At 36.7% G+C, this 26,783-nt stretch carries 29 protein-coding genes, 1 tRNA gene, 1 pseudogene and 1 riboswitch; of the genes and pseudogenes, 16 read left to right on the top strand and 15 right to left on the bottom strand.

The genetic code is table 11. The features are described 5' to 3' along the window. Nucleotides 1–349: 349 nt before the first annotated feature. Nucleotides 350–886, top strand: coding sequence for a tail fiber assembly protein (locus A9G08_RS08580; protein WP_065561968.1), 537 nt, complete (start codon nt 350–352; stop codon nt 884–886). On the opposite strand, the gene A9G08_RS08575 is transcribed toward A9G08_RS08580, so the two are convergent. From A9G08_RS08575 to A9G08_RS08570, 3 genes are all read right to left on the bottom strand, one after another. Beyond that, nucleotides 887–1,066 carry a hypothetical protein gene (locus A9G08_RS08575; protein WP_065563293.1) on the bottom strand — a complete coding sequence of 60 codons (180 nt, stop codon included), beginning with the start codon at nt 1,064–1,066 and terminating at the stop codon, nt 887–889. 20 nt (nt 1,067–1,086) lie between these two features. Further along, nucleotides 1,087–1,281, bottom strand: a complete 195-nt coding sequence (locus A9G08_RS11615) for a hypothetical protein (RefSeq protein ID WP_141673959.1) — start codon at nt 1,279–1,281, stop codon at nt 1,087–1,089. 266 nt (nt 1,282–1,547) lie between these two features. Continuing rightward, entirely contained in the window at nt 1,548–2,417 is an 870-nt protein-coding gene (locus tag A9G08_RS08570; protein ID WP_065563292.1) for a tyrosine-type recombinase/integrase, read from the bottom strand. A gap of 145 nt (nt 2,418–2,562) precedes the next feature. Here A9G08_RS08570 and A9G08_RS08565 point away from each other — a divergent pair, with 145 nt between their 5' ends. The 8 genes from A9G08_RS08565 (at nt 2,563) to A9G08_RS11895 (ending at nt 9,470) form a co-directional block, all read left to right on the top strand. Then, nucleotides 2,563–3,738, top strand: a complete 1,176-nt coding sequence (locus A9G08_RS08565) for a phage tail sheath protein (protein ID WP_065563291.1) — start codon at nt 2,563–2,565, stop codon at nt 3,736–3,738. A 14-nt stretch (nt 3,739–3,752) separates the two neighbouring features. Continuing rightward, on the top strand, nt 3,753–4,265 hold the full coding sequence (locus A9G08_RS08560; RefSeq protein WP_065563290.1) for a phage major tail tube protein: 513 nt from the start codon (nt 3,753–3,755) through the stop codon (nt 4,263–4,265). 67 nt (nt 4,266–4,332) lie between these two features. Then, complete coding sequence (locus A9G08_RS08555; protein ID WP_065563289.1) at nt 4,333–4,632, top strand: phage tail assembly protein; 300 nt, start codon at nt 4,333–4,335, stop codon at nt 4,630–4,632. After that, nucleotides 4,617–4,760 carry a GpE family phage tail protein gene (locus A9G08_RS11610; RefSeq protein WP_141673960.1) on the top strand — a complete coding sequence of 48 codons (144 nt, stop codon included), beginning with the start codon at nt 4,617–4,619 and terminating at the stop codon, nt 4,758–4,760. The genes A9G08_RS08555 and A9G08_RS11610 overlap by 16 nt, the downstream gene beginning before the upstream one ends. Next, a complete protein-coding gene (locus A9G08_RS08550) occupies nt 4,753–7,695 on the top strand; it encodes a phage tail tape measure protein (protein WP_065563288.1) in 2,943 nt (980 codons plus the stop codon). The genes A9G08_RS11610 and A9G08_RS08550 overlap by 8 nt, the downstream gene beginning before the upstream one ends. Next, nucleotides 7,695–8,111, top strand: a complete 417-nt coding sequence (locus tag A9G08_RS08545) for a phage tail protein (RefSeq protein WP_065563287.1) — start codon at nt 7,695–7,697, stop codon at nt 8,109–8,111. The genes A9G08_RS08550 and A9G08_RS08545 overlap by 1 nt, the downstream gene beginning before the upstream one ends. After that, nucleotides 8,108–9,178, top strand: coding sequence for a phage late control D family protein (locus tag A9G08_RS08540; protein ID WP_065563286.1), 1,071 nt, complete (start codon nt 8,108–8,110; stop codon nt 9,176–9,178). The genes A9G08_RS08545 and A9G08_RS08540 overlap by 4 nt, the downstream gene beginning before the upstream one ends. Before the next feature lie 82 nt (nt 9,179–9,260). Beyond that, nucleotides 9,261–9,470, top strand: a complete 210-nt coding sequence (locus A9G08_RS11895; RefSeq protein ID WP_081299546.1) for an ogr/Delta-like zinc finger family protein — start codon at nt 9,261–9,263, stop codon at nt 9,468–9,470. Nucleotides 9,471–9,502: 32 nt separating this feature from the next. Here A9G08_RS11895 and A9G08_RS11730 read toward each other — a convergent pair whose 3' ends face one another. After that, the gene (locus A9G08_RS11730; RefSeq protein ID WP_176701538.1) at nt 9,503–9,667 is read right to left on the bottom strand and encodes a hypothetical protein; all 165 of its coding nucleotides are present in this window, start codon (nt 9,665–9,667) and stop codon (nt 9,503–9,505) included. A gap of 269 nt (nt 9,668–9,936) precedes the next feature. Here A9G08_RS11730 and A9G08_RS08535 point away from each other — a divergent pair, with 269 nt between their 5' ends. Both A9G08_RS08535 and A9G08_RS08530 read left to right on the top strand, forming a co-directional pair. Beyond that, complete coding sequence (locus A9G08_RS08535) at nt 9,937–10,161, top strand: hypothetical protein (RefSeq protein WP_065563285.1); 225 nt, start codon at nt 9,937–9,939, stop codon at nt 10,159–10,161. Beyond that, complete coding sequence (locus A9G08_RS08530; RefSeq protein ID WP_065563284.1) at nt 10,154–10,450, top strand: Aca2/YdiL-like domain-containing protein; 297 nt, start codon at nt 10,154–10,156, stop codon at nt 10,448–10,450. Before A9G08_RS08535 ends, A9G08_RS08530 begins: the two co-directional genes overlap by 8 nt. A gap of 308 nt (nt 10,451–10,758) precedes the next feature. On the opposite strand, the gene A9G08_RS08525 is transcribed toward A9G08_RS08530, so the two are convergent. The 3 genes from A9G08_RS08525 to A9G08_RS08515 all read right to left on the bottom strand — a co-directional run bounded on the left by A9G08_RS08525 (nt 10,759) and on the right by A9G08_RS08515 (nt 11,593). Continuing rightward, nucleotides 10,759–10,834, bottom strand: a tRNA-Lys gene (locus tag A9G08_RS08525). A gap of 97 nt (nt 10,835–10,931) precedes the next feature. Further along, on the bottom strand, nt 10,932–11,246 hold the full coding sequence (locus A9G08_RS08520) for a DMT family transporter (protein ID WP_065563283.1): 315 nt from the start codon (nt 11,244–11,246) through the stop codon (nt 10,932–10,934). 23 nt (nt 11,247–11,269) lie between these two features. Next, nucleotides 11,270–11,593: a DMT family transporter gene (locus A9G08_RS08515; RefSeq protein WP_065563282.1), complete on the bottom strand. Its 324-nt coding sequence runs from the start codon at nt 11,591–11,593 to the stop codon at nt 11,270–11,272. 599 nt (nt 11,594–12,192) lie between these two features. Here A9G08_RS08515 and A9G08_RS08510 point away from each other — a divergent pair. Genes A9G08_RS08510 through A9G08_RS08500 form a run of 3 tightly spaced genes read left to right on the top strand, consistent with a single transcriptional unit; the run spans nt 12,193 to nt 14,430 of the window. Beyond that, nucleotides 12,193–12,849 carry a nucleoside recognition domain-containing protein gene (locus tag A9G08_RS08510; RefSeq protein WP_065563281.1) on the top strand — a complete coding sequence of 219 codons (657 nt, stop codon included), beginning with the start codon at nt 12,193–12,195 and terminating at the stop codon, nt 12,847–12,849. Beyond that, complete coding sequence (locus A9G08_RS08505; protein ID WP_065563280.1) at nt 12,842–13,315, top strand: YjiG family protein; 474 nt, start codon at nt 12,842–12,844, stop codon at nt 13,313–13,315. The genes A9G08_RS08510 and A9G08_RS08505 overlap by 8 nt, the downstream gene beginning before the upstream one ends. 14 nt (nt 13,316–13,329) lie before the next feature. Further along, complete coding sequence (locus A9G08_RS08500; RefSeq protein ID WP_065563279.1) at nt 13,330–14,430, top strand: M20 peptidase aminoacylase family protein; 1,101 nt, start codon at nt 13,330–13,332, stop codon at nt 14,428–14,430. 42 nt (nt 14,431–14,472) lie between these two features. Here A9G08_RS08500 and ribB read toward each other — a convergent pair whose 3' ends face one another. From ribB to eco, 6 genes and pseudogenes are all read right to left on the bottom strand, one after another. Next, the gene (ribB, locus tag A9G08_RS08495) at nt 14,473–15,111 is read right to left on the bottom strand and encodes a 3,4-dihydroxy-2-butanone-4-phosphate synthase (RefSeq protein WP_065563278.1); all 639 of its coding nucleotides are present in this window, start codon (nt 15,109–15,111) and stop codon (nt 14,473–14,475) included. Between the two features lie 146 nt (nt 15,112–15,257). Then, a riboswitch (FMN riboswitch) is annotated at nt 15,258–15,396 on the bottom strand. Between the two features lie 109 nt (nt 15,397–15,505). Then, nucleotides 15,506–16,264, bottom strand: coding sequence for an ABC transporter permease subunit (locus A9G08_RS08490; protein WP_081299547.1), 759 nt, complete (start codon nt 16,262–16,264; stop codon nt 15,506–15,508). A 243-nt stretch (nt 16,265–16,507) separates the two neighbouring features. Then, nucleotides 16,508–17,380, bottom strand: a pseudogene (potH, locus tag A9G08_RS08485) (putrescine ABC transporter permease PotH); the annotation flags it as partial. Nucleotides 17,381–17,704: 324 nt separating this feature from the next. After that, entirely contained in the window at nt 17,705–18,841 is a 1,137-nt protein-coding gene (potG, locus tag A9G08_RS08480) for a putrescine ABC transporter ATP-binding subunit PotG (RefSeq protein WP_081299544.1), read from the bottom strand. A 100-nt stretch (nt 18,842–18,941) separates the two neighbouring features. Beyond that, entirely contained in the window at nt 18,942–20,051 is a 1,110-nt protein-coding gene (locus A9G08_RS08475) for an extracellular solute-binding protein (RefSeq protein WP_065563277.1), read from the bottom strand. Nucleotides 20,052–20,356: 305 nt separating this feature from the next. Further along, nucleotides 20,357–20,851, bottom strand: coding sequence for a serine protease inhibitor ecotin (gene eco / locus A9G08_RS08470; RefSeq protein ID WP_065563276.1), 495 nt, complete (start codon nt 20,849–20,851; stop codon nt 20,357–20,359). A gap of 102 nt (nt 20,852–20,953) precedes the next feature. On the opposite strand from eco, the gene ydiK reads away from it, so the two are divergent. Together ydiK and pssA are read left to right on the top strand one after the other, a co-directional pair. Beyond that, the gene (gene ydiK, locus A9G08_RS08465) at nt 20,954–22,006 is read left to right on the top strand and encodes an AI-2E family transporter YdiK (protein WP_065563275.1); all 1,053 of its coding nucleotides are present in this window, start codon (nt 20,954–20,956) and stop codon (nt 22,004–22,006) included. Nucleotides 22,007–22,138: 132 nt separating this feature from the next. Continuing rightward, entirely contained in the window at nt 22,139–23,494 is a 1,356-nt protein-coding gene (gene pssA / locus A9G08_RS08460; RefSeq protein WP_065563274.1) for a CDP-diacylglycerol--serine O-phosphatidyltransferase, read from the top strand. 52 nt (nt 23,495–23,546) lie between these two features. Here the strand turns inward: pssA and A9G08_RS08455 are convergent, their stop codons facing one another. Continuing rightward, nucleotides 23,547–24,512: a sugar-binding transcriptional regulator gene (locus tag A9G08_RS08455; RefSeq protein WP_065563273.1), complete on the bottom strand. Its 966-nt coding sequence runs from the start codon at nt 24,510–24,512 to the stop codon at nt 23,547–23,549. Nucleotides 24,513–25,048: 536 nt separating this feature from the next. Next, nucleotides 25,049–26,602 carry a hypothetical protein gene (locus A9G08_RS08450; RefSeq protein ID WP_065563272.1) on the bottom strand — a complete coding sequence of 518 codons (1,554 nt, stop codon included), beginning with the start codon at nt 26,600–26,602 and terminating at the stop codon, nt 25,049–25,051. Nucleotides 26,603–26,783 lie beyond the last annotated feature (181 nt).

Here is a 26,783-nt window from a genome sequence, read left to right as displayed (position 1 = left end):
AAAATTTTGTTCCAACTGGTCCAGAAAACACTGTTTTAAATATTGGTAGAACTCCAGTGATTTATCTTGGTGTTTAAACTCCGAGATAGATAACCGGTGTCCTACCTGTGTTTATCACCGTGTTTTCTGGACCGGTCGGGACTGCACGCGACGCATCAAAAACATTTATCGCCATTCCGTTTCCACGGTTTTTAGGACAGATCGTAGAATCATCTGGCCACGATTCATCGAGGTGAAATAAGTTGTTATCTGGTGTTCTGAACGCCAAAAATTTGCCCGTAATGTTTCTAATTGCGTCGGGCTGAACACTACCTACCTGCCGAACAGGTAACAAAAAATAGGAGAATTTATGATTAATTATTATTATGATAATACAAACGAATTAAAACCGTACACACACCAATTAGACGCAAACGCCGACACATTACCACCAGATAATGCTCTACGAACGCCACCCCCGGAAAAACATGGATTTTGGCCGTGTTTTAAAAATGGGGCATGGGTTTTAATTGAAAATCATCGAGGAAAAACATCATACAATATCGAAACAACAGAATCCGTTGAAATTGATTATGTAGGACCGGTTCGAGATGGATTTACGTTACTAGAGCCGTTTGAGTTTTGTGTTTGGGACAAAAAAACAAAAAGCTGGGTATTAGATGAAGATCAAAAAAATGCAGCTATAATTCAAAAAAACGAATCTATTAAAAATTCATTTTTAGCAGCGGCAAATGAAAAAATAGCAGTTTTGCAGGACATTATTGATTTGGATATGTGCGAATCAAACGAATCCGAACAACTAAAACAGTGGAAAAAATATCGAATTTTAGTTATTCGCGTTGATACAAATCAATTAGATATTGAATGGCCAAAACAACCCGAGTAATTACTCGGGTTTCTTAATAATTAATAACTTTCCGTTTTTTATCTCAAATGATGCGCCTCTCATGACTGCATCACGAATTTTTTGCTCTAGTTCGTCACTGACATTAATTGCGTCAGAGGGTATATTTATATCTAATTCATCGCCGACATAAAACGCATTTTTTGTTTTGCTATATAACATAATTAATACCTATTTAAAATTTAATAACCGTCAGAACTAAAATGAATAACGGGGATAAAACCGAGAGCTGATGATGTGACAGATACATCAAACGAGCTTCTTGATACGCCAGCATTTACGCCATCAGATCCTCGATTGCTTCTCACCCAAATTCCGTATTCATTAGATTGTTGCGCATCACTCGCAGAACCCGCTAAACTGACTGTTGTAGACACATGCGCTGTTGGGTACGCTCGCGGGAGCAGAATTTTATAAACATGAGTGTAATACTTAACCCCAGAAACAGTTGCAATATTATATTCACCAATAGGATTTAGTTTGACTGTACCGAATTGATGTATATAACCGTTTGGTAACGCATACCAACCAATTGATGGGTTTTTTATTTCTTTAAATTGATCTATTGTTACAACAACAGAATTGTTAACAGTCAGCCGGTGTTTAAAATCGACATTGTTACCTACCTCATAAATAGGTTGTTCTATATTCTCAATTTTTTATACTCTCTACCTCTGTTATCGTTATATTTATCAGTCATTTGCTGAGATTTGTGTCCGAGTAATGTCATTGTGTCAATGCGTTGTTCTCTATATAAACGCTCTGACAGCGATCTGATTTCGTGAAATGTGGTAGGTGTCCCGTCCCAGTAATTTCGGTTAAAAACTCTATCGCGTAATCGTGAAAATTGACGCGTTATATCGTCTAATTTTATTTTTTCATTATTACGACTGACTAGAAAATCATTATCAGTTGATTCAATAATGTCTCGTAAACTAGTGCCAATTTTTTTACATTCCAGTTTGATTGGTAATGCGATTTTTGCACCCGTTTTATACTGATCAACTAACAAATAATTCCGTTTAACATTTGATTTTTTCATTTCTGCTATATCTGAGCGACGCTGACCCGTAACTAACGCTAATGTCATAGCGTCATGCATTATTTTATTTCCTGTTTTTTCAGCCTCGGTTAGAATTTTCTTAAACTCACTGAGCGTCATGCGTGAGCGTTTTACAATCACTTTAGGGCATTTAATTGGATCTGTCGGATTTTTATTGTTCCACCCCCGCGCATACGCCTCTCGGAATATGTCTCGCAACAGATGATACATGCATTTTGCAGACGGCGCTTTGTCCTGGTCTATGTATATTTTTATAAGAGCGTCTATATCAAATGGCGTAATATTGCGCACCCTCTTATCACCTATTTTTGTGCGGATCACCTTTATCAAATATTCCTTTATCTCAATAGTTTTAGGTTTTAAATTACGACCAAATAATATATTCATATATTCGTCGAGCCATGAGTTAACTGTTTGCGGTTTGCTGAATAGTCTAGATAAGAAAGCCATGATAAATCCAAAATCTATTATTTTATTCCCTGATGCTTACTTGTAAATAGACATTTTACAAACCGAACAACTAACGCCCGTTTTCTCGATGTGCAACTATCTTCATAATCATTTTAGTCAGTCATTTACAACATATGGAGAAAATATGGCCAACGATTACCATCATGGCGTCAGAGTCATCGAAATCAACGAGGGCACACGTGTAATCAGAACGGTATCAACTGCTGTTATTGGTATTGTGTGCACCGGTGATGACGCCGATGCAAACCATTTCCCACTCAACACGCCGATTTTGATAACAAATATTAATAGCGCAATCGGAAAAGCCGGAACAACTGGCACACTTAAACCGACGCTAGAAGCTATTGCCGATCAATGTTCCCCCGTAGTTGTCGCCGTACGAGTTGAAACAGGCGCTACCGAGGCGGATACCACTGCCAATATCATTGGCACAACAACCAGCGAAGGCAAAAACACCGGCATGAAAGCCCTTCTTTCGGCACAAACTCAACTAAAAGTTAAACCGAGAATCTTAGGGGTGCCGGGTTATGATTCATTGCCTGTGGCTACCGCATTAATCTCTATTGCACAAAAATTACGGGCGTTTTGTTATGTTTCCGCATTCGGCGCTAAAACAAAAGAGGATGCCGTTTTATACCGCAATCAATTGGGTGCACGAGAGGCCATGGTTATTTGGCCCGATTTTGTTGGATTTGATACCACTCAACGACAAAATGTAACTCTAGCCGCTACGGCTCGCGCATTAGGTTTGCGTGCTCAAATTGACCAAAAGACAGGCTGGCATAAAACTCTGTCAAATGTCACAGTAAATGGTGTAACTGGTATTTCATGTGATGTGTTTTGGGATCTGCAGGAAGAAAGCTCTGACTCAAATTATTTAAATGAACACGAAGTTACCACGCTAATTTGTAATCAAGGTTATCGCTTTTGGGGGTCGCGCACATGTTCCGCCGACAGTCTATTTGCATTTGAAAACTACACGCGAACAGCACAGGTATTAGCCGACACCATTGCCGAGGCACAATTTGCATTAGTAGACGCTCCAATGCACGCATCATTAATTAAGGATCTTGTCGAATCAATTAATAATAAATTCCGTGAATTAAAATCTAATGGTTACATTATTGACGGCAACGCGTGGTTTGACCCTGAGTCAAATACCCCAGATATTTTGAAGGCGGGGAAATTGTATATTGACTATGATTATACACCAGTCCCACCACTTGAAAATCTTATGTTACGCCAGCGCATCACTGACAAATATTTAGTTGATCTGGCTAATTCTGTTGCCAGCAATTAATAGGAGATCGAACAATGGCACTACCAAAAAAACTTAAATATTTTAATCTATTTGTAAACGGGACTTCCTACGTTGGACAAGTAGAATCATTCTCCCCGCCCAAACTCACACGCAAGTTTGAAAATTTCCGCGGCGGCGGAATGCCTGGCCCTGCACCAATCGATCTGGGGTATGATGACGATGCGCTAGTCGTTGACTGGAATATCGGTGGTTTAGCATATGAAGTGCTGCAACAGCACGGTGGGTTGATTAATGGGGCAACATTACGATTTGCTGGCGCATACCAGAAAGACGACAGTGAAGATTTCATTAAAGTTGAGATTATTATAGCTGGTCGTCACAAGGAGCACGACCGCGGCGAACTCAAACAAGGTGAAAGTAATTCAACCAAAATTACATCACAATGCACGTACTACAAAGAAACGGTTGATAATGAAACAATTGCCGAAATTGATTTTATCAACATGATTGACAAGGTTGGCGGTAGAGATCGTTTAGAACAGGCTCGCCGGGCAATAGGAATTTAATTTTTAATTAGAAAAAATAGCCCGCAAGGGCTGTCATCACATTATTATACATCGAGGGTTAAATGTTATGAGTGATACACAACAAGTCCAATTAGGAACAGGTTTTAAATCAGGTAAATCATTTATCAAAGAGTTAACAATACGCAAACCACTAACCGGTGATCTAAGGGGCATTAAATTAATAGATTTTATCGAGCTAGATATTGATTCGCTCGCTAAAGTTTTGCCAAGAGTAACTACTCCGTCAATTGAAGAGCACGAGGTCTTTTCGTTAGATTTAAATGATCTATCTGAAATAACAAAGGTTCTGGCTGGTTTTTTGTCAGAGAAACCGGGGAATGCAAAAATGGAATCCCCAGCCGAGTAGAAGACGCAATCGCGGATGTAGCGGTCATATTCCACTGGCCGCCCTCCGCAATGTTTGAATTTACGTTATCTGAATTAATGGACTGGCGGGAACAAGCGCGCTTAAGAAGTGGCTCAATTGATGAATAATTTACAATTAAACGTAAACCTGAAAGGATCAGACAGTGTAAGCCGCCCGCTGCGTAATGTTATGGCGGGCGCGAAATCGCTCGCTCAGCAATTAAATGATACACGCAACAAGCTAAAACAGCTTAGCAATACACAAAAAAACGTTAACAGCTTTATTCAATTAAAAAAACAATTCGATGATTTAAAAAATAAATCCAAATCATTAGCTATTGAGTTAAAAAAAACAGCAAACCCAACCAAGGCGCTGCAACGTGAATTTAATAAAACAGCAGCAGAAACAAGAAAACTAAAGGACAAGTTAGCACCACTACGCGCTGAATTGCAGCAATCCGGTATTAGTACTAAAAATTTAGCGCAACATCAAATTACACTAAAAAACAAAATAGCTAGCGTCAATCAAAGTATTAGTCAGCAGTCAGAACGACTCAAACAATTAAATCAACGCCAACAAAGGGCGAACCAAATCAGGCTTAAGTATGATACAGGTATGCAACGCGCAGCAGTGCTCGGAGGTGTTGGCTATGGAGCATTAGCAACTGGCCGAACGGTAGCCCGCGGCATGACAAACATGTTACATGTCGGCTATGAGTTTGACGCAAGCATGAGTTCAACGCAAGCGGTAACAAGGATTGATGATAAAAATGATCCACGCATGATTGCACTCAGAAAACAAGCTAGAGAATTGCCGTTAGTGTCCAAATTTACCGATAGTGAAGTGGCTCAAGGTCAATATTTTTTAGGTAGAACAGGCTATGATGCAGATCAAATAATAAAAGCAATGCCGCACATGCTAAATCTAGCCGCCGCGGGCGACATGGATTTGGCTACTACTGCTGATATAGCATCCAACATACAAAAAGCGATGCGCATACCGGCCGAAGAAATGGGGCAGGTTTCTGATGTTTTAACCGCCGCATTTACACGAAACAATGTTGATATCCCAATGCTAGGGGAATCGTTAAAATATACAGCTGGCATTTCTCGACAGTACGGACAAAGTTTAGAAACACTGACTACCGCCACCGCCCTACTCGGCAATGCTGGTGTTCAAGGTAGTCAGGCGGGTACCTCGCTTAGGCAGGTACTGATCCGCATCGGCAATAGCAGCGCTGTCAAGCGATTAGGTGTTAAAACTACCGACAAAAACGGTAACATGCGCGATCTTGGCGATATATTTGCAGAAATACAAAAAGCCACAGCTAAGTTAGGTAATGTGCGACGCGGAACGATATATAAAGATATCGCAGGTCAAATCGGCGTTACCGGTTTTAATGAACTAATGGCAACGGTTGAAACTGGCGAATTTCAAGCTATGCGCCACAACCTTTATAACTCAAAAGGCGAGGCCGAAAAAGTTGCAAAAATAAAATTGGACAACCTTGCCGGTGACATGACAATGCTACGCGCAGCATTTGAAAATATCAGTGTTGAATTGTTCGAAAAAAATAATGAATGGCTACGCGGAACAGTTCAGGGGTTTACTAAATTTTTGCACTGGGTGAGTGAATTTTTAAAAAAACACCCTGCACTGAGCAAGGCGATCGTGATGATTGGTGCCGGGATAGCTGTAGTTACCACAGCATTTGGAGGATTGGCACTAGCATTAATGAGTGTGTTTGGCCCCATGCTCATAACAAGGTTTATTTTATCTAGACTGGGATTGTCGCTCGGCGGTTTTTTTGTGAAATCAGGTGTAGCCAATAAGGGTATTTCATCATTTTTTAAATCGTTAATATCATTTATAACACCAGGAAAAAAAACCGGTTCAATATTTAATGCAATGGGCTTGGCGCTAAAATCACCGACAAAGCTATTTGCTGGTTTACCTAGAGTTTTTGGCCTGATAGTTGGGGCGTTGAGATTTTTAGCTGGCCCTATCGGCTGGGTTATTTTGGCGGGAACTTTGATCTATAAATACTGGCAACCTATCAGCGCATTTTTTATAGGATTTTGGGAGGGCCTGAAGGAGTCATTGACTCCTGTGGTAGAAGAATTCTCTTTTTTGGGACCTATTGTCACCGCTGTCGGCGATGCTTTTCGCTGGATTGGGAATAAAATTAGCGATTTGATTAAATGGTTTTCATCATTATTTGAGCCTGTAAAGTCAACAAAAGAGGAACTGGAAGGCGCAAAATCAGCTGGGAAATCGTTTGGCACATCAGTCGGAAATGCCGTTAAAAAGGTGATAAGACTTTTTAAGGGACTATATAAAATAGTTGAGGACGTCGTCAATTATATATTGTCTATCCCTAGTAAAATAAGCGAATTACCAAAAAAAATTGAAGAAATATTTACCGGTGAAAATGGACTATTTAGTCGATTCACCAAAATTGGATCAGACATTTCTGACGGGCTAGTAACCGGTATAAATAACAAATGGGACGAAACAAAAAAGGCGGTTACAAGTTTAGGCACAAGTGTCAGCAATTGGTTTAAAAGCACGCTGGACATTCATTCACCGTCGCGTGTTTTTGCTAAATTTGGCGGTTACACTGTTGATGGCTATATACACGGTATAGAGCATAATCAAATCGACGCATTGCGTTCAATGAGCCAACTCGGCACTAATATTGGGAATCGTTTTAAAAACTCGCTGGACATTCATTCGCCATCGCGTGTTTTTGCTAAATTTGGCGATCACACTGTTGGCGGTTATATCAATGGAATAGATCGCAGCCAACCAAGTGTGTTGCGCTCAATAACGCGGTTTGCTGACAACACAATGGCCGCCGGCGGAAAACTAAATGACAGCGTCATTATCGACCAGCGGCGCCCCATTGGTTATGCCAGCGGTAACTCACAATATTACATAACGGTAAACGCCGCCCCGGGGATGAATGAGAAAGAAATTGCACGCCAAGTTGCTCAAGAAATTGAGCGACGCGACCGCAATCAATCCGCGCGTTACCGATCAAGCTTGAGGGATATAGATTAATGATGATGTGTTATGGTTTTTTTGTTTTCAGCCTAAAAACAATACCTTACCAAACTCAAGAGGAAAATAAAGACTGGCGTTTCCCGAGCAATTCACGGGTAAACCAGCGATCAGCATTGCAATTTATCGGCAGGGACAACGAAACTATAAACCTCTACGGAGTGTTATACCCAGAGCTTACCGGCGGTCGGCTAAGCTTGGCTTTGTTGGAGCGGATGGCCGATCTTGGCTACGCGTGGCCATTAATAGAGGGCACGGGTATACCGCTCGGGTTTTACGTTATGACAAACCTAAAAAAAACAAAAACAGAGTTTTTTAAAGATGGTGCACCCCGAAAAATTGAGTTCACTATATCGCTAACAAAAGTTGATCCGCCTGATTGGTTACCATTTGCCGACATTATAGGGATGATATGAAACAACCTGCTTACACGATTAAAATTGACGATAAAGACATTACATCAAACTTTGATAAAAGGCTGATGTCAATGCATATTACTGACAATCGCGGGTTAGAGGCCGATACAATATCGATTGAATTGGATGATAGCGACGGTAAACTGGAATTACCAAAACGCGGCATACAGATTAGTGTTTCACTGGGTTGGGTTAATGATAGCGTGATATTACAAAACATATTTACTATTGACGAGTGCGAGCACTCGGGCGCCCCAGATGTTTTATCAATACGCGGTAAAAGCGCTAATTTACGCGACTCATTAAATGAGCGGCGCGAAAAAAGTTATAGTAATAAGAGGCTTTGTGAGATAGTCGCAGAAATTGCGCGACGGCACGATCTTCAATACAAAATTGATAAATCGGTTGCCGATGAATTTGTTATTCACATCGACCAAACTAACGAATCAGACGCGTCCTTCTTAACGCGATTGTGCAATGATTACAACGCTGCAGCAACATTAAAAAACGGCATGTTAATCATATTTATCAAAGGGTTGGCGAAAACTGTCAACGGGCAAAACATCCCGTCAACAACAATAACTCGAAAGGCGGGCGATCAACACCGATTTGCTATTGCTGATCGCAATGCGTATACCGGCGTCCGCGCATATTGGATAGATTACAGATCGCCTCAAAAACAACGCATCAACGCAAAACGGAAACCCAAGACAAAAACTAACAATCCAAACAAGAAGGATGAAAACGGAATTTTAGTTGGAGCTGAAGGCAACGTAAAAGTATTGCGGCATACATACTCATCAAAACAAAACGCACACAGAGCCGCCCGCAATGAATGGTATAAGCTCCAGCGAGGTGCCTCGCAGTTTAGTATCTGCCTGGCAGAAGGGCGACCTGACATTTACCCAGAAATGCCCGCCTCGGTAGAGGGATTCAAAAAAGAAATTGATTCAACTCTCTGGACAATAACTCGATGCACTCACAGCCTTGATTCGTCCGGCGGGTATACTACGTTTGTAGAACTAGAAATAAAACTAGACGATGATGAAAAACCTGCCGAGGAATAAGACGGATAACGCTTTGAGATAAAACAAAATTATGTTAAAATTATGTTTAATTTAGTCTAGCAACTAAAGAGGTAAAAACGCAATGAGATGCCCCCACTGTAGATCAAAAACAACAATACGTACAAGCGAAGAAATCAGCCCGCTCACACGCAAACAATATAGACAATGCTCTAATATTTATTGTTGTCATTCATTTGTAGTTCTGCAATCTGTTTCCGCTACTATTGTGCCGAGCGCCATCCCTGACCCAGCCGTAAACATCCCCCTATCGACACGCACTCACGCAGCATAAAAATAAAAAGCGGGTTGCCCCGCTTGCGTAATTTAGTCATTTTTAGAATCGCTATTATTCTTAATTAATGACAGCAATTCATACAACAAACAAAGCCCTATTTTTACGTCATTATTTGACAATTCCGCATCAATCATCAACCGGTTTATAAACTCCGCCTGCTCTATTTTAATATCGTTATTTATTATTTCTCTCATATCCAACTCCTGTATAACTGTATTTATATACAGTATATTTACACTTATATTAGTTATCAAGAAAAATTTGGATTATACGCGTCAATGCTTTGTTTTTTAGGCAGTTAATACATGAAATTAGGTAAAAATATTCTAGTATAAATAATCAAATTATAAAAACTGGGAAAAAAGAAAAAATAATTGTTGGCATGGTCGCAATTGCGACCTATAATACACTCATAGATTCGGAACTGGTTCGAATCAACCCTAGAATAAGAGGAAATAAAATTATGTTAACTATTACATTAAATAAAAAAGATTTTGCACACAAAGATTTCATTGTTGATTTTTTAGAAAATGAAATAAGAGATTTAGCACTATCGATTGATTATAAAATTGTTGAAGGTGAAGGCGCCAGCGTTGATTATCCGCATGATGAGATTTTTGCATCGAAAGTTTTTAGCGTTTTAAATCGCGCAATCGATACCGTAAATGGAAATATTTATCATGACTAATGTCGAATTAAAGGCGCTTCGGCGTCTTTTTTTTCTAGATGTGTCCGAAGCGGCTCAATTTATTGGTGATTGCCACGTTCGTACATGGCAAAGATGGGAGCAGGGAACAAGAAAAATCCCAGAAGATGTAATAAAAATGATGAATCTTCTTAAAGAAGATCGACAAGAAATATTAGCTATGATGCTTAATAAAACATATAAAGATATTACAACTAATGACTTGCTAAATGCTAGATTAGTAGAATCCGTTAAGGCTGAACTTTTAGCTAAAAACATTATTGGATTATAAATCATTTTTTCAGCGTCAAATCTACAAAAATTGTATGGCTTATGTTTGATTGTTTTTATCGAATAAAATTTTTATAAAAAAGCTTGACTTCTTAAGAGTTAAATAGCGCAAAGTACTCAGAATGGTATTTAATTTAAGTTTTAGAATATCACTACTGAATAAATGGAAAAGCCCAATTATCAACCGGGCTTTTTTTGTATGTTGTGTTTTAAGACAAAACCTACCGCCATTTTACCGCCATTTGGTATTATATGATAATTTTAACAGAGGTGATGAGTTGCGTAATTAATTGATTATTAATGATAAAATGGTGGGTTGTGAGGGGATCGAACCCGCGACCAATTGATTAAGAGTCAACTGCTCTACCGACTGAGCTAACAACCCATTTAGTTAGTGGGGATATTCTATATAACTTTATATTCTAATGCAAATCCTCTATTCTCAAATTAATATAATTGTCAGAATGAAAACTCATTTACAACTAAACGGTAACATGTAAACCAACGATACCGATAATAATCACACTCAGACCAAATATTCGAGTGAAATTCTTCGGTTCATTGAAGATAAGCATATTAGCCAAAACCGCACCCGAAGTACCTAACCCTACCCACACTGGATAAACTATACTTAAATCCAGATACTTGAGTGAAAAATAAAATAGTATAAATGAAACAAAAAAACCGCCCCAATAAAACATTAATCGCAACAAGCTTTTTTGTTGCGAGTATAGCTTAAGACCTATAGCGCCAATAACTTCGAAAATTGCAGCAGTTAAAATAAATAACCATCCCATATCTCAATCCAAATTTTAGTTAATTAGCTATCAGCTCGTTTTAATTGCACAACACCAATGATAATTAATGCTACAAAAAATATTTCAATCAGTTTAATTTGTTTGCCAAATACAACCATATCAATCAGTAATGAGCCAATCGCGCCAACACCAGAAAATATTGCATAGACAGTACCTGTAGGAATAGTCTTACATGCATTAGTTAAAAACGTAAAATCAACAATAATGACAAATACAACAATCACCCAATGCCACCACTGGCTCGCAGTAGTAAAACCAAATACCCAACACAATTCAAAAAAGCAGGTGAGAACAACAAATACCCACTCTTTATTCCTGCTGTACATAATGACCTCATTATTTTTTTATTTTTTGTTTATATTGCTTAATTTTATTATTTCATTAATGTGCTTAATGAAAACAAAAGACGGTTCGCAAACTAAAACATTTGCCACCTAAAGATTATGATGTTTATGCAGAGAAACAGTTCAACCTTATATATAATATCGATAGTTTCTGAAACACTTTAATGCTATTTCTTACTATTTATTAACAATTCTATAATGACGGATGAAAAATGGCAAGCCTAGAATTATTGATAATTGTATGCTTTTAAATAACTTTCTCAAAAATTGAGAGAAAATCCGAAATAAAATTAATCCATTTAACTTAAATCAATTACCAAAAATGATAACTTAATTTAGCTTAGATCCTATCCTTAATCCCAGCAAATGATCAATCTTACTCAGCGTGTAATTAACGAATAAAAACTATCTAATTTTAAAAAAAAGTTGAGGAAAGGGGTTTTTTTTCAATTAAATCAATATAGAATACGTCTCTTAGTATTTTAATTCATTTTAAATCAAAATAATTCAAGTACTTTAAGTGTAACTTATTTAATATTTATATTAGAAAATAAGTCAGATAAATCAAAAAGGAATAGACAATGTCAAATAAATCGGACAATGAGTTTAAAGTCGGAATAAAGGCCTATGTGTCACTAGTTGTTGCCATACTGTTTTTTTCCGGGCTATTTTATAACGTGGATGGAAAAGCTTGGTTAGGTGCCTTTGATTTTACTAGCTTAAGTGGTAAATTTGGTACGATGCTTCACCCTGAAAAAAATACTTTTGTTGGTGAAGGTGGAAATAGCGCCAGAGCCGGCTTTATTTTTGCCTTATCACTAATACCGACAGTGATGCTTGCGTTAGGTGTTTTAGAAATTTTTACCCATTACGGTACAATTCGTGCAGCTCACAAACTATTAACTCCCCTTCTTAAACCTATTTTAGGGGTTCCTGGTAAAACGGGTCTTGCGTTAATTACTGATTTACAAAGTACTGACGCTGGAGCCGTATTAACTAAAGAGTTGTATGATGAAAAACAGATCAGTAAAAAAGATCTTATCATTATCAGCGCCTGGCAATATTCAGGAGCGGGCTTAATTAATAACTACTTTTCTATTGGTTCTGCGCTTTTTGCTTCAATGACTGTCGCAATATTTACACCATTGGTCATTATGATTGTATTGAAATTCGTTGGTGCAATTTTAGTACGCATGATTTTAAATTCAATTTATAAAAAGGATTTTATCAATGAATAACTCAACCAATCAAAAACAGACTAACAATCCATTAGATATTTTCGTTATTGGTGCTCGCAAAGGTTTCAATATTGCAATAAACAATTTAATGCCCAACATTATTATGGCATTTGTCATCACGGAAATATTAAAAAGATTAGGTTTGATGCAATTAATCGGTGAAGTATTTGCACCCGTTATGGGGCTATTTGGTTTACCGGGTGAAGCTATAACGGTATTGTTGACCGCTTGGCTATCAGCTTCAGCAGGTACGGGTGTTGCTGTAAATTTAATTTCTGGCGGTATTTTAAGTGGTGTTGATATCACGATCTTAGCACCAGCTATCTTCTTAATGGGCTCACAATTACAATATATGGGACGTTTATTGGGTGTTGCTGATGTACCTAAAAAATATTGGCCACTATTAATGCTTAACAGTATAGTTAATGCTTTAATTGCGATGATCATCATGCGATTTATAGTGTGATAAAGGAGATATCTATGTCTAATGTACTTGAACATTACCACTATTTACATCAAATTCCTGAGTTGGGTTTTGAAGAATTTAAAACCTCAGCCTATATCGCGGATAAACTTGAAGCTGCTGGCTATAAAGTCACGCGAAACATTAACAATACCACAGGTATTGTTGCTGAATATGACAGTGGAAAACCCGGCCCGGTTTTAGCATTACGAGCTGATATGGACGCTCTAGGTCATATCATTGATGGTGAACACTGTGCGAGACACACTTGTGGACATGACGGTCACTCATCAATGTTATTAACTGCAGCCCAAGAACTCATTAAAGAAGGTAATATAAAAAAAGGAAAATTAAAGCTAATTTTTCAACCTGCTGAAGAGTTAGGTTCAGGTGCTTTAGCCATGATAGAAGGCGGTGCTATTGACGATGTTGATATGATTATTGGCTTACATGTACGTCCTAAAGATGAATGCCCAAAAGGCTGTGCATCAGCTGCCATGTTTTATTCAGCCTCAACGACAGTTGAAGTAAATATTCATGGTATTCCTGCTCATGGTGCAAGACCACATTTAGGTGTAAATGCATTAGATGCTGCAACTATGGCAATTCAAGCTGTGAATACTATTCATCTAGCGCCTAGCTTAACTTATAGCGTGAAAGCAACGCGTTGTATATGTGATGCAGGTGTAACGAATGCTATTCCATCAGAGGCCTATGTTTGTTGGGATTTAAGAGCCCCAACTAATCCTGCTATGGATGATTTAAAAGCAAAAACACTTAAAGCAATCGAACTCAGCGTTGCATCAATTGGTGCTAAAGCTGATATCAAAGTATCAAAAGAAATACCAGCAGCTGAAATTGATGATGAAGTCACAAAAATTATTGCTGAATCTATTATAGATGTGCTTGGCAAAGATGGATTAAAAGATCCTATTTTTACCCCAGGTGGAGAAGATTTTTTCAATTATCCTCGTGAAAGAGATGTAAAATCAGGTTTTTGGGGATTGGGTGTTGACTTAACACCAGGTCTACATCATCCAGATATGACTTTTGATACATCAGCATTAGAAAATGGTGTAAAAATCACTAAAACTTGTGCTTTAAAAGTTTTGGGTTAAGTAAATTATTCCGCCGAATATTTCGGCGGTTTCTTGAAAGGCTTATAATGATTTACGATAGGCCACAATATCATCAATTGTAACTACTGGTAACTGATGCTTTTTAGCAAATTCGACAACTTGTGGTGCTCTAGCCATTGTTCCATCATCATTCGTTAATTCACAAATTACTGCTGCTGGTTTAAAGCCCGCTAATGAAACTAAATCAACAGAGGCTTCTGTATGACCTCGACGACTCAAGACACCATTCTCTTTTGCGACTAATGGAAAGACATGACCTGGATGATTTAAATCACTTGGTTTTGCATTATCTGCAACCGCAGCTTTTACCGTAGTGACTCTGTCCGCAGCCGATACGCCAGTTGTTACGCCTTTCGCAGCTTCAATAGTAATAGTAAAAGCGGTCTGGTTTTTACTGGTGTTGTTAGCAACCATCATTGGTAACGCTAATTTATCGCAATAGGATTGTGGCATACATAGACAAACTATACCACTTCCATATCGAATCGTTAGTGCCATTTGTTGTGTTGTAATTGTTTGTGCTGCCCAAATAATATCGCCCTCGTTTTCGCGATCTTCATCATCTAGCACTAATACGCCAGATCCAGCTTTGATTGAAGCGATCGCTTTTTTGACACGCTCGATGGGTGTTCCGAATTCATTTAAGTTAAACTGATTCATGGTAAATACCTATCCTGTTTTATTAAACTAATTATATTTATTCTTAATAAATATGAATTCATTAAGTTATAAATATATTAAATACCAGAATCAGGGCAAGTGCTTGACCATAGTGATTTTGCTATAGCGCAAATATAGAAAAGATAAGCTACTCTCTTTCATCCAGACTTTAACTGTCGGCTTTGGAATCTCACCAAATCTGCTAGTCCTTAATAAAATCTATTTTATTAAGCGCTCGTGGGCTATACCACCGGTGGGGAATTGCGCCCCGCCCTGAGAATTTTTTGTCAGTGAACTGACTTCAAACACTATAATATAATTCAATAAAAAAAACACGTATATTTTATGAGGATAAATAAATTGCCGCATAAAGCGGCAATTTTTGATGAGGCAATTAATGCATTCGAATTTCACGCAAATGCCGTTTTTCAGCTCGACGCATCCAAAGCCATGAAATGAAGCCAATAATACCAACAATTAATAAAATAATTGTCGCTAAGGCATTAACTTGAGGATCAACCCCTAATCGGACTTTAGAAAATACCAGTTTTGGTAACGTCATCGCACCTGGCCCTGTCACAAAATTAGCGATAACCACATCATCAAGTGATAAAGTAAATGCCAATAACCAACCAGATACAAGAGCTGGAGCAATCATAGGTAACGTTATAATGAAAAATACCTTTAATGGATTAGCACCCAAATCTAATGCCGCCTCTTCAATTGACCTATCTAACTCTCGTAATCTTGCGCTAATAACGACTGTCACATAAGCGGTACAAAATGTTGCATGAGCGAGCCAAATAGTAATTGCACCTCTTTTTGTTGGCCAACCAAGTACTTGTCCCATTCCAACAAATAACAATAGTAATGCCAAACCGGTTATTACATCTGGCATAACTAGTGGTGCCGTTGTCATAAACGAAAACAAATTAGATCCTCGGAACCGTCTATATCGTATTATGGCGTAAGCAGCTAAGGTACCAAGTACAATTGCTAATGATGCAGCACCAGCAGCAATAGAAAGGCTCAATCCTACCGCTTTAAGTAAGGCTTCATTGTGGATCAATTCAAAATACCATTTAGTTGAAAATTCAGACCAAACAGTTACAAGTCTTGAACTATTGAAAGAATAAACAATCAAAATGATCATCGGTATATATAAAAAGGAAAACACTAATAATAGAATTAATCCTTTTAAAAATTTACCTAGCAATGATATCGTTACAATAATTGTCAAAATAAGACTGAAGACAAAACATCCCACATATAAGCTACTACTACTTAATAAAGCAAAACCAGATGCTGAAATCAAAACCGATAGCACCAATGAACCTAAAAATGCGGAGATAAAAACAATCAATGCTGATCGCACGATTAATGGTAAATTATTCATTTATTTACCCCCCATTTGTCGGTTTTGGAATTTGTTAAAGTAATAGATAGGGACAATTAATATCAATAACATCACTGTTGCGACAGCTGATGCGGCTGGCCAATCGTGATTATTAAAGAATTCAGCCCATAGCTGAGTACCAATCATTAGACTATCTGAAGGCCCTAACAGTTCAGGGATTACATATTCCCCAACCGCCGGAATGAATACCAACATGGCTCCAGCAATAACACCATTTTTAGTTAATGGTACGATAATCCTAAAGAAGGTTTTGATTGGCTTACAGCCTAAATCTAATGCTGCTTCAATTAGGGTTGAGTCGACTTTACTTAATGATGTGTAAATTGGTAACACCACAAACGGTAAGTAAGAATATACAATACCGATATAAACAGCTAGATAAGTTTTCATAATGATTAGCGGTTGATCAATAACACCTAACCACATTAAGAAATGATTTAACAAACCATTAGGATTCAATATTCCAATCCACGCATAAACACGAATTAAAAATGATGTCCATGATGGTAATATAATCAACAATAATAAAATATTTCGAGTAGATGGTTTGCATTGCGATATAGCCCATGCTAATGGATAACCAATCAAAATACATAATAATGTCGAAATTGCAGCCACTTTCAATGACTGTAAATAGGAGTCTAGATAAATAGTATCAGCTAATAAATTTAGATAATTACCAAAATTTAAAACAATATTTACCAGCCCATCTTCATAACTAAAAAGTTCAGTATAAGGAGGAACGGCTATCGCCACTTCCGAAAAGCTGATTCTAAATACGATTAAAAATGGTAATAAAAAGAGTAACAGCATCCAAAAGTAAGGAATCGCGATAACTAACAAACGACCATATAATGTCATTAAGTCGGAATCATCACGTTGTTGTCGCATCTTTTTATAAGCATAATAGATAGCAACCAAACCGACTAATTCAGGTATATATAAAATACTACCAGCTATTATCAACCGATAAGCAAATTTAGATGGTTTATAATGCGCTAAATATGCACCTAAACATGATAATAAAAAGCTTAATACCATTGATGTAAATAACGCATCTAAAAAAAGATTGTCAAATGCATTTGTTGTTACAAAACGTAAATAAATACCGAGTAACACCAAGGCATTTAATAACAAACCCCATATAATGGATCGCATCAATATATCCTCTTGTGTTTATTCAGTAAGCACAACACAACTATCGATTTCCCAACTAAGGTTGACAATATCACCCCAAGTAGGCATACCTTTACGATAGCGATGTTCGTTTTGTAGCTGTGCAATAATTATCTGACCACTTTGCAATTTTACGTGATAAATTGAAAGATCGCCTAAATAAGCAATTTCAACAACTTCACCAGTTGCAACGTTATAGGCATCTTCAGCAATTTCATCACAAAGTTTGATTTTTTCAGGTCTTAAGGCAACTTGAATTGGAACACCTTCGACAGCGGGTGAATCATAATCAACTTTTAAAGAGTGCTTAATCATAGGACAACTAATAATTAATCCATCTTCTAATGTTTCTTGTAAAATGCCATCAAATACATTTACTGAACCGATGAACTCAGCGCTATAACGACTATTTGGGTGCTCGTAAATCTCTTCAGGCTCACCAATTTGCACAAATTGACCTTTGTTCATAATCGCAATGCGCCCTGCCATTGTCATAGCTTCTTCCTGATCATGGGTTACCATTACACAGGTCGCACCAACTTGTTCTAAAATGCTAACCACTTCAAGTTGCATACGATCACGAAGTTGTTTATCCAAAGCGCCCATCGGTTCATCTAATAATAGAAGTTTTGGTCTTTTGGCTAGACTTCTTGCTAAAGCAACTCGTTGTCTTTGACCACCAGATAGTTGATGAGGCTTACGTTTACCAAATTGCTCCATGTGTACAAGCGCTAACATCTCTTCTACACGCTGTTTAATGTCGCTTTTAGCTAATCTATCTTGTTTAAGACCAAAAGCAATATTTTGCTCAACCGTCATGTGAGGAAAAAGAGCATACGATTGAAACATCATATTAATTGGACGATTGTAAGGAGGAACTTGTGATAAATCCTTACCATCTAAAATAATTTGTCCGGATGTTGGTTGTTCAAACCCTGCAAGCATACGCAATAAGGTCGATTTACCACTACCCGATGCACCTAATAAGGCGAAAATTTCCCCATCATAAATGGTTAAATTTACATCATCGACGGCATAATAGTCGTCATTAAAAACTTTAGTTAAATTTTTGATCTCCAATAATGGAGTTATCATCTTTTTTTTAGGCTGTACCTGATTTGTTGTTTTATCGTTCACACTTTTTTCCTCATAACAACAAGCCAAAAAAAACGAGACGGAAAGGTTATTAAACCTCTCCGCCTAGAATATATAAGTCAATAATTTGACGTTCAAACGGTTATTTACCCGTTTTAAGTTTTGTCCATGTGCGAGTAATCACACGTTCGAGCTTAGGATCTTTTACTGTAAGGGTAAATAATTTTTCCATAACTTCTGGTTTTGGATAAACTGCAGGATCATTTTTCACTGCTGGTCTTACAAACTGATCGTTAGCCGCTTTATTTGCACTAGCAAAGTTAACATCATTAGTTACCTGTGCAGCAATTTCTGGAATCATAACGAAGTTTAAAAACTCGTGAGCTTCATCAGGATTAGCTGAATCTTTAGGAATAGCAAATGTATCAAAAAATACTAATGCACCTTCTTTAGGAATATGGTAGCCAATATGCACACCATTATTTGCTTCGTTAGCTCTGTCACGAGATTGTAATATATCACCTGACCAACCTAAAATTACACAAATATCACCGTTAGCTAAATCAGTTATATATTGTGATGAATGGAAATAACGAATATTTGGTCTTACTTTCTCTAACAACTCGTAAGCGGCACCAGTATAATCTTTCGCATCAGTACTGTTCGGATCTTTACCTAAATACCTAAGTGCACTCGCAAAGATTTCAGTTGGCGCATCTAAGTAAGCAACACCACAATCTTTAAGTTTTTCCATATTTTCAGGTTTAAAGACTAGATCCCAACTATCAACTGGAGCATTATCGCCAAGACGTTCTTTAACTTTATCAATGTTGTAACCAATACCTGTTGTCATCCATACATAAGGAATTGCATATTTATTATCAGGATCATGGTTCGCCATTAATTTCATCAAATTAGGATCAAGATTTTTCCAATTTGGTAATTTACTTTTATCTAATGGCAGATAGATATCAGCTTTGATCTGTCTTGCTAAAAAACTATCAGAAGGTGAAACTACATCAAAACCAGAATGACCGGCCATTAATTTACCTTCAAGTGCTTCATTAGAGTCATACACATCATAAACTAATTTGATACCAGTCGATTCTTGAAAATCAGTGATAGTATCGTTACCAATTTGACCTGCCCAATTATAAAAATGCACAACGCGATCTTTAGCTATAGCAGATTGAGATAATGCTAGTGAAACACCAGCTATGATTGAAAGAATTGTTTTACGTTGAGTAAACATGCTCACCACTTCTCCTCTAGTTAGGGATATTACATGTTAGACACAAGCCCATTGTGAAACACAACGGACCCCCAAATTTTACCATTATCTTAATTAACGGCGAAACCGAGGTAATCAGGCAATTACGAGTCATTAATTGAATTAATGAACAAGTAGAGCTAACCTTGCATTACGAGGGATAAAATACCTTTTTTTTTACAGATGTCTACATAAAAAATCAAATAAACTTAGATTAAGGACCGAATGACTATATTTTAATCAATCAGCCCTTTGTTAGCGAGCTATTAACAATTAATTAACGTTTTTTATTCGGCAGTGGCTTGCAAAACTTTTGAATCTGGTTGCCAAATTCTATATTTAACTGTTACATCGTTTGGTACATAAAATACCAATGGTAACTGACTGTTATAATTTAATAAACCTAAATTATGTCTGATTGTAACGAACTGGTTTTTGTTAGCACTTTCAGGGCAAGCCATCATGGTTGAAAGCGTTCCTTTAACTTCTTCAACTTCGTAATAAGAATATCCCCATCCTTTAAGCTCTTTTTCTTTAATTACCCCACCTAAATTATGTGCATTACAATCTACATTCATATCTTTACCAACTAATATTTCTACTTTTGCGTTAGCTTCATCTTTTAAGCTAGGAAGATGAATCACATAACGCGTAGCACCGACTTTAGCGTTAGGATATGGCGCGATTTCATTCAATTTTTGCGCAACTTGAGGGACTTTTTGTGTATTTGCACACGCTGATAATGTTACACCCATCAAAACTAACAACATTAATTTTTTCATTTTATATCTCCAAGAAAATTGTCTAATTGATACGACATCGTATGCTTTTCAAAACATAATGCGTATAATAACATTATCTAGATTAAAGAATATGAGGTAAAAATGCCAGCAGAAAAAAAAACCGATGATTTACTAAAGCTAATTTTAAATCTATTACTGATAGGTTTACTTATAACAGTAACTTATCGAGTGATAGAAGTATTTTTGTTTGGCTTTTTTTGGGCCGTTATGGTGGTTATTGCTACTTGGCCATTAATGATAAAAATCCAACAAAAGTTGTTTAATAAACGTTGGTTATCACTGTTAGTTATGGCATTAATATTGGCATTTGTTTGTGTCATTCCTTTTCTTCTCATCATTAGTAGTGTCGCTCAAAATGGGCATTACCTTATCGAATGGGTTAGAAACCTATCTCATAGAGAATTACCTACTTTTGACTGGTTAATAAACGTTCCTATGTTTGGTGAGGAGCTACACCAAAAATGGCTCGAAATTATTAAAACCGATGGGTCGGAATTAGTATCTGATATTCAACCCTATATTGGTACAATGATTGGCTGGCTATTAGAACAAGTCACCAACATTGGCGTTTTCATATTCCATGCTGGTGTGATGATTATATTTAGTTTATTGCTATTTCTTAAAGGTGAAAGCATTACTAAATATGTTTATGTTTTAGCTAATCGTTTATCTAAACAATATGGAACAACTACCGTTACATTGGCTGGTCAATCTATACGAGCGGTTGCATTAGGCGTGGTTGTCACCGCCATTACATTAGCTTTAATTGGTGGCTTAAGCTTTATTATTACCAAAATGCCATTTCCAGGCATATTAACCCTCGTTTTATTCATCTGCTGTGTTGCTCAAATTGGACCAGTTATCGTAATGATTGGCTGTATTATTTGGCAATTTTGGGATGGTCATATCGTATCAGGTATTGTATTAATTGTAGTTGCCATCATATTAACCACACTAGATAGCGTAATGCGAGCATATTTGATAAAAAAAGGGGCCGATCTACCTTTCTTACTTATACTTTTTGGTGTAATTGGAGGTATTCTGGCTTTTGGTATTATGGGACTATTTATTGGTCCAGTCGTTCTGGCATTAAGCTATAAAATTATTCAAACTTGGGTTAATGAACAATCTTAAATATTGAGTTAATAGACTGAATAAAAACAGATTAATTTAAACATAGGATAACCTATGAAAAATAGGAGTGTTATTTTCTGACATAAATTGTGATATTCTACACTTTGTGTCAGTTTTAATGATATTTAAATCATGCGAATACCATTTATTAAATACAACCATCAAAAGCATCTAAATGAATTAGCAAAACTTCAGCAAAATGCTGAGCAATATCATATTGTATACGATCCAAAATCTTATCGAATTACATTGCTTGAGCATATCATGAAAGCTAAGCACCGTATCTACATTGTTGCACTTTATTTAGAAAAAGATGAAGCCGGCCGTGAGGTACTTGATGCACTTTATCAAGCAAAAACCGCGCGCCCAGATTTAGATATCAAGATTTTTGTTGATTGGCATCGTGCTCAACGTGGACGAATAGGTGAAGATAAAGCCCAAACGAATGCTCGGTATTACTATGATCTAAAACAGCAACATCCAAATATTGATATTCCTATTTATGGGGTGCCCGTTAATCGCCGTGAAGTACTTGGTGTACTGCACTTAAAAGGTTTGATCATCGATGACACCGTCATTTATAGTGGTGCGAGTATCAACAATGTATATTTACATAAACTGGATAAATACCGCTATGACAGATATCACTTTATAACCAATAAAGCGCTATCTGACACCATGGTCAATTACGTCAATGACAATTTCCTTTCTGCTGAAGGTGTGCAACGTTTAGATGTTAGTGAACATAAAACTCGCAAACAAATTAAACCAGAAATTAAAGCGTTACGTCAAAATCTTACTGACGCAAATTATCAATATGTGGCAGATACGAATAATGATACATTATCGGTCTCTCCAATAGTTGGTCTTGGGCGAAATAATCAGCTCAATAAGGTCATTCACCATTTAATAAATGTCACAAAACAAAAAATTATATTTTGTACTCCGTATTTCAATCTACCCAATATATTAGTGCGCGATATTATTCGCCTCCTAAGAAAAGGAAAACAAGTTGAGATCATTATTGGTGATAAAGTTGCTAACGACTTTTATATTCCAGAAGATCAGCCATTTAATATTTCGGGTGGACTACCCTATTTATATGAAATCAACTTAAGACGCTTTGTTGAACGCCTTCAAAATTTCATAGACAAAGAACAGTTAATCATTAGGTTATGGAAAGATGGCGATCAAACCTATCATCTAAAAGGTATTTGGGTCGATGATAGTTGGATGATGATCACAGGTAATAATCTTAATCCTAGAGCATGGCGTTTAGATCTGGAAAATGCAATATTAATCCACGATCCAAAACACGAATTACAAAAACAAATCAAACAAGAACTCGTCGCAATTCGAGAAAAAACTACTTTAGTTACACATTTTCAACAAATTCAAGCTAGCCTGTTCTATCCCAAAAATGTACATAAATTAATTAAACGATTAAGCCGAATTCGGGTTGATAGAATTATTAAACGCTTATTATAATTAGCAAAGTGATAATAAATAGCTACATTGTTACAAATAGCTTATATACAACTTAAATTTTATTTAGGTTCAACACCATTCTAGCATTTGAAGCACTAGTAGCAATAATATCAATGACACCAGAGCGAAGCGCACCTAAAATTGCTGTCGCTTTAGTGTTTTCTGATGCAATGGCAATAACACAAGGAATATTACGTAACTCATCAATACTTAGACCAATCACCCGATCATTCATAGTTGTATCAACAGGATTACCATTGATATCAAAAAAACCATAACCTGCAATATCACCAACTACGCCTTGATTTAAAGTAGCATATGTGACTTCTTGCGGGGTGAACCAGCCTAACTGTACCATGTAACAGTTTTCATTCATATCACCAATACCAACTAAAGCAATATCAGCTTTACTCGCGCGTTCGATCGTATCTTTAATAACCCTATTTTGCATAAACGCACGTTTCAGTTCACGATTCTCAACATAAGCTGGTGCATACAAAGTTTCGCTACTTGCGCTAAATTTTCTCGCAAGGCTACGGCTGATATGATCGGCATCAATAATCTCTCCAACTCGCTGAGTACCACCAATACCACAGATAAATTTACACTGTTTTTCAGGAAAAACGCCTACATGACTAGCAATTGCAGCCACATTACGCCCCTGTCCAACCGCTACCGTCATACCATTTTTCAGAGTACTGGATAAATAATTTGAAACAAGTGCCGCCACTTGTCGTCGTTGCTCATCCTCGTCTTGGTGATCTAAAGCAATTAACGCTCTTTTAATACCGAAATTATTAACGAATTGCTGCTCAATACGCGAGCTAAAAATCGGGTGATATTTGACATTAATCTCAACAATCCCCTCCGCTCTCGCTTTTTTTAGCAGGCGCCCCACTTTAATACGTGAAAGACCAAATCTCTTGGCAATCTCTTCTTGCGTTTGTTCATACTCATAGTAAGCAACGGCAATTTCAGTAAGTAGTTCTGACTCTTGTTTATCTTCAAATATATCCATTAGGCTTGCCTTTCATTATTAGCTTAGCTGATTGTTAATATATTACAAAATCCTCTAGCTTGCCATTCTCCATGTCTAATAAATGATTTCGCAATGTTTAGTTTATCGATTAATAATCTTTAATTTTCGAGATTTTCACTATCTTTATATAGTTAAATTATTATCAATTTAATCAATGCCGAACATAATTTAACATATATATTTTTCTTCATTAGGATGAGAAATAGATCTTGTTTGGTAATGGCAAATTGGTTGATGAGCTATTATGACTTAGCTAACTAGTATTTTATAGAAATAGAATAAAGCTACCTTCATTTATATAACAGCAGCTTGAGCTTAGACATCATTTTTCTTTAGCACGCTCATCAGTATATACAAATAGAGTAAAGTTAGATTTTAATAAAAAAATTCACTTTTTTAAGTTCAAAAACCCCGTTCCTCAACTTTTTTTCATACTAAAAAGGTTATCATACAGATTAATCAAACCCATGCGATGATTATCACATGGGCCTATATCTAATCGAATTTATGCGTTCTTACCAAGTTTCTTTACAAACTTCAAACGTTACTGAGAAAGGTGCACTAGGCCAAGGATTGTTATAAGCTTTAAAAATTCCACCATTTAACATAAATACAGCACGATGTACTTTTCCTTGCGGCTCCATAGTAAAATCAGAAACCCATGCAAGCCGTTGGTTAGTACCAGTAATTATTGCACTGGATGTAGGAAAATCAGATTTAGGATAATAATCAATAGCTAGCTGTCCCCATTCACCGTTTAAACCACCATTCATTTTTCTGGTCATCGCATTTCCGGTTTCTCTAAAACTTGCGTTAGTATTTGGGTTGGTTGCTTGAGGCGTATTAACCCAGTCAGTAAGCGTTAATTGATTTTGAATTCCTCCACAAAGATCATCTGAATATGTTAATGTCTGTTTTCCGGGTTTTGCCCAGAAATTTAAATCACTCCAAAATACAATCATATCAGATTGCCCGGTTGCATCTTTAGGCCATGCAAAAATTTGGATGGTTCTTTTTTTAGGTTTGCCATTAAAAGTTACAATACCAAGTTTATCAATTGAGATATTATTATCATCTGTTGAAAATAGATAATCTTGTTGTTCATTACTCATCCAAAGTTGGAATGATGCTCCTTTAAATGCAGTATGAGGAAAACGATTATTATGCCCAGCACTGGTATTAAGTAAAAATCCTAATTCAGGATGCCACTCATTTTTATTATAACCACCTCCATGTTTTGGATTAGGTGTAGGATCTATTGATGCTCCCCAACCATAACCACTAGGAGTGTCATTATTATATTGAGTCCAAGACCATATATTTTTATCCATGGTTGGATAAGTCCGAGCATAACACACTTGATTAATTTTGGATTTAAAATAATATGTTTTAAAAACATCGTTATAAATATGTTCTGACTCATTTGGCAGACCATATTCTGTTTGCACTTTTATATTCTTAATTGAAAGCTCTAATTTATAAGGTGCTTTGCAGGGATCTATTTTTTTAGTTAACTCATTTTCAGGTACTTTTTTATATTCCCCTAGCCCATTTTTATTACCACCAGGAACACTATAATACCAAGTAGCCGTTAATACGCCATCAGGAATACCTGTATCTCCATCTTCATCAAAAATACTGATATTGAGATTATTGGCGATATCCATCAAATTAACATCGTGACCATTGGCCTCAATAACTTTTTTTACTTCATGTGAACTCTCTTTTCCTTGAATTACCCAACTTATTTGGCTAAGAGTGGTATCCGGTTCCAATTTAAAATCGTTAATATCACTTTCTGAAGTGCGTAACCGACCATCAGGCATACTAACAACACTCAATTTTTCCTTAAAGCCAGTTGAATCAACCATTTCATCATTGACCGCTATCATTGGTGAATTACCATGAATCAATTGAGTCGTTGAGACGGGTAGTAATGCATTAATATTATTAACTAATGACAATAGTAAAATGCCCAATAAATAGTTTTGTTTATTTTTTAATACTTTATTGCCTAATATAGAAATTGAATTAAAGTATCCACTTTTTAATATTGCTAACCAGTTCAAGGTAAATCTCCTTTTTATTAACATGCTGTTGCAAATAAATATAAAAACACTCCTTTATATGTCCACTTTTGATACACTACCTCAAACAGCTAAACCGAATATAACTCATACAGTTTGTTATTATGAAATTGTTCTTTAAAGATCAGACATTAAAGCTATTAAATTTTAAAACGATCAAATT

This window comes from Gilliamella sp. wkB195 (assembly GCF_001690445.1).
In the GTDB taxonomy this organism is placed as follows: Bacteria; Pseudomonadota; Gammaproteobacteria; order Enterobacterales; family Orbaceae; genus Gilliamella; species Gilliamella apicola_E.
The sequence above is the reverse complement of the archived record's forward strand: the minus strand, read 5'-3'. Positions and strand labels throughout refer to the sequence as shown.

Excerpts from the sequence above, each read along its gene's own strand:
- A9G08_RS08580 (WP_065561968.1), top strand. The coding sequence starts at position 350 with ATGATTAATTATTATTATGATAATACAAACGAATTAAAACCGTACACA.
- A9G08_RS08575 (WP_065563293.1), bottom strand. The coding sequence starts at position 1,066 with ATGTTATATAGCAAAACAAAAAATGCGTTTTATGTCGGCGATGAATTA.
- A9G08_RS08570 (WP_065563292.1), bottom strand. The coding sequence starts at position 2,417 with ATGGCTTTCTTATCTAGACTATTCAGCAAACCGCAAACAGTTAACTCA.
- A9G08_RS08565 (WP_065563291.1), top strand. The coding sequence starts at position 2,563 with ATGGCCAACGATTACCATCATGGCGTCAGAGTCATCGAAATCAACGAG.
- A9G08_RS08560 (WP_065563290.1), top strand. The coding sequence starts at position 3,753 with ATGGCACTACCAAAAAAACTTAAATATTTTAATCTATTTGTAAACGGG.
- A9G08_RS08555 (WP_065563289.1), top strand. The coding sequence starts at position 4,333 with ATGAGTGATACACAACAAGTCCAATTAGGAACAGGTTTTAAATCAGGT.
- A9G08_RS08550 (WP_065563288.1), top strand. The coding sequence starts at position 4,753 with ATGAATAATTTACAATTAAACGTAAACCTGAAAGGATCAGACAGTGTA.
- A9G08_RS08545 (WP_065563287.1), top strand. The coding sequence starts at position 7,695 with ATGATGATGTGTTATGGTTTTTTTGTTTTCAGCCTAAAAACAATACCT.
- A9G08_RS08540 (WP_065563286.1), top strand. The coding sequence starts at position 8,108 with ATGAAACAACCTGCTTACACGATTAAAATTGACGATAAAGACATTACA.
- A9G08_RS11895 (WP_081299546.1), top strand. The coding sequence starts at position 9,261 with ATGAGATGCCCCCACTGTAGATCAAAAACAACAATACGTACAAGCGAA.
- A9G08_RS11730 (WP_176701538.1), bottom strand. The coding sequence starts at position 9,667 with ATGAGAGAAATAATAAATAACGATATTAAAATAGAGCAGGCGGAGTTT.
- A9G08_RS08535 (WP_065563285.1), top strand. The coding sequence starts at position 9,937 with ATGTTAACTATTACATTAAATAAAAAAGATTTTGCACACAAAGATTTC.
- A9G08_RS08530 (WP_065563284.1), top strand. The coding sequence starts at position 10,154 with ATGACTAATGTCGAATTAAAGGCGCTTCGGCGTCTTTTTTTTCTAGAT.
- A9G08_RS08520 (WP_065563283.1), bottom strand. The coding sequence starts at position 11,246 with ATGGGATGGTTATTTATTTTAACTGCTGCAATTTTCGAAGTTATTGGC.
- A9G08_RS08515 (WP_065563282.1), bottom strand. The coding sequence starts at position 11,593 with ATGTACAGCAGGAATAAAGAGTGGGTATTTGTTGTTCTCACCTGCTTT.
- A9G08_RS08510 (WP_065563281.1), top strand. The coding sequence starts at position 12,193 with ATGTCAAATAAATCGGACAATGAGTTTAAAGTCGGAATAAAGGCCTAT.
- A9G08_RS08505 (WP_065563280.1), top strand. The coding sequence starts at position 12,842 with ATGAATAACTCAACCAATCAAAAACAGACTAACAATCCATTAGATATT.
- A9G08_RS08500 (WP_065563279.1), top strand. The coding sequence starts at position 13,330 with ATGTCTAATGTACTTGAACATTACCACTATTTACATCAAATTCCTGAG.
- ribB (WP_065563278.1), bottom strand. The coding sequence starts at position 15,111 with ATGAATCAGTTTAACTTAAATGAATTCGGAACACCCATCGAGCGTGTC.
- A9G08_RS08490 (WP_081299547.1), bottom strand. The coding sequence starts at position 16,264 with ATGATCATTTTGATTGTTTATTCTTTCAATAGTTCAAGACTTGTAACT.
- A9G08_RS08475 (WP_065563277.1), bottom strand. The coding sequence starts at position 20,051 with ATGTTTACTCAACGTAAAACAATTCTTTCAATCATAGCTGGTGTTTCA.
- eco (WP_065563276.1), bottom strand. The coding sequence starts at position 20,851 with ATGAAAAAATTAATGTTGTTAGTTTTGATGGGTGTAACATTATCAGCG.
- ydiK (WP_065563275.1), top strand. The coding sequence starts at position 20,954 with ATGCCAGCAGAAAAAAAAACCGATGATTTACTAAAGCTAATTTTAAAT.
- pssA (WP_065563274.1), top strand. The coding sequence starts at position 22,139 with ATGCGAATACCATTTATTAAATACAACCATCAAAAGCATCTAAATGAA.
- A9G08_RS08455 (WP_065563273.1), bottom strand. The coding sequence starts at position 24,512 with ATGGATATATTTGAAGATAAACAAGAGTCAGAACTACTTACTGAAATT.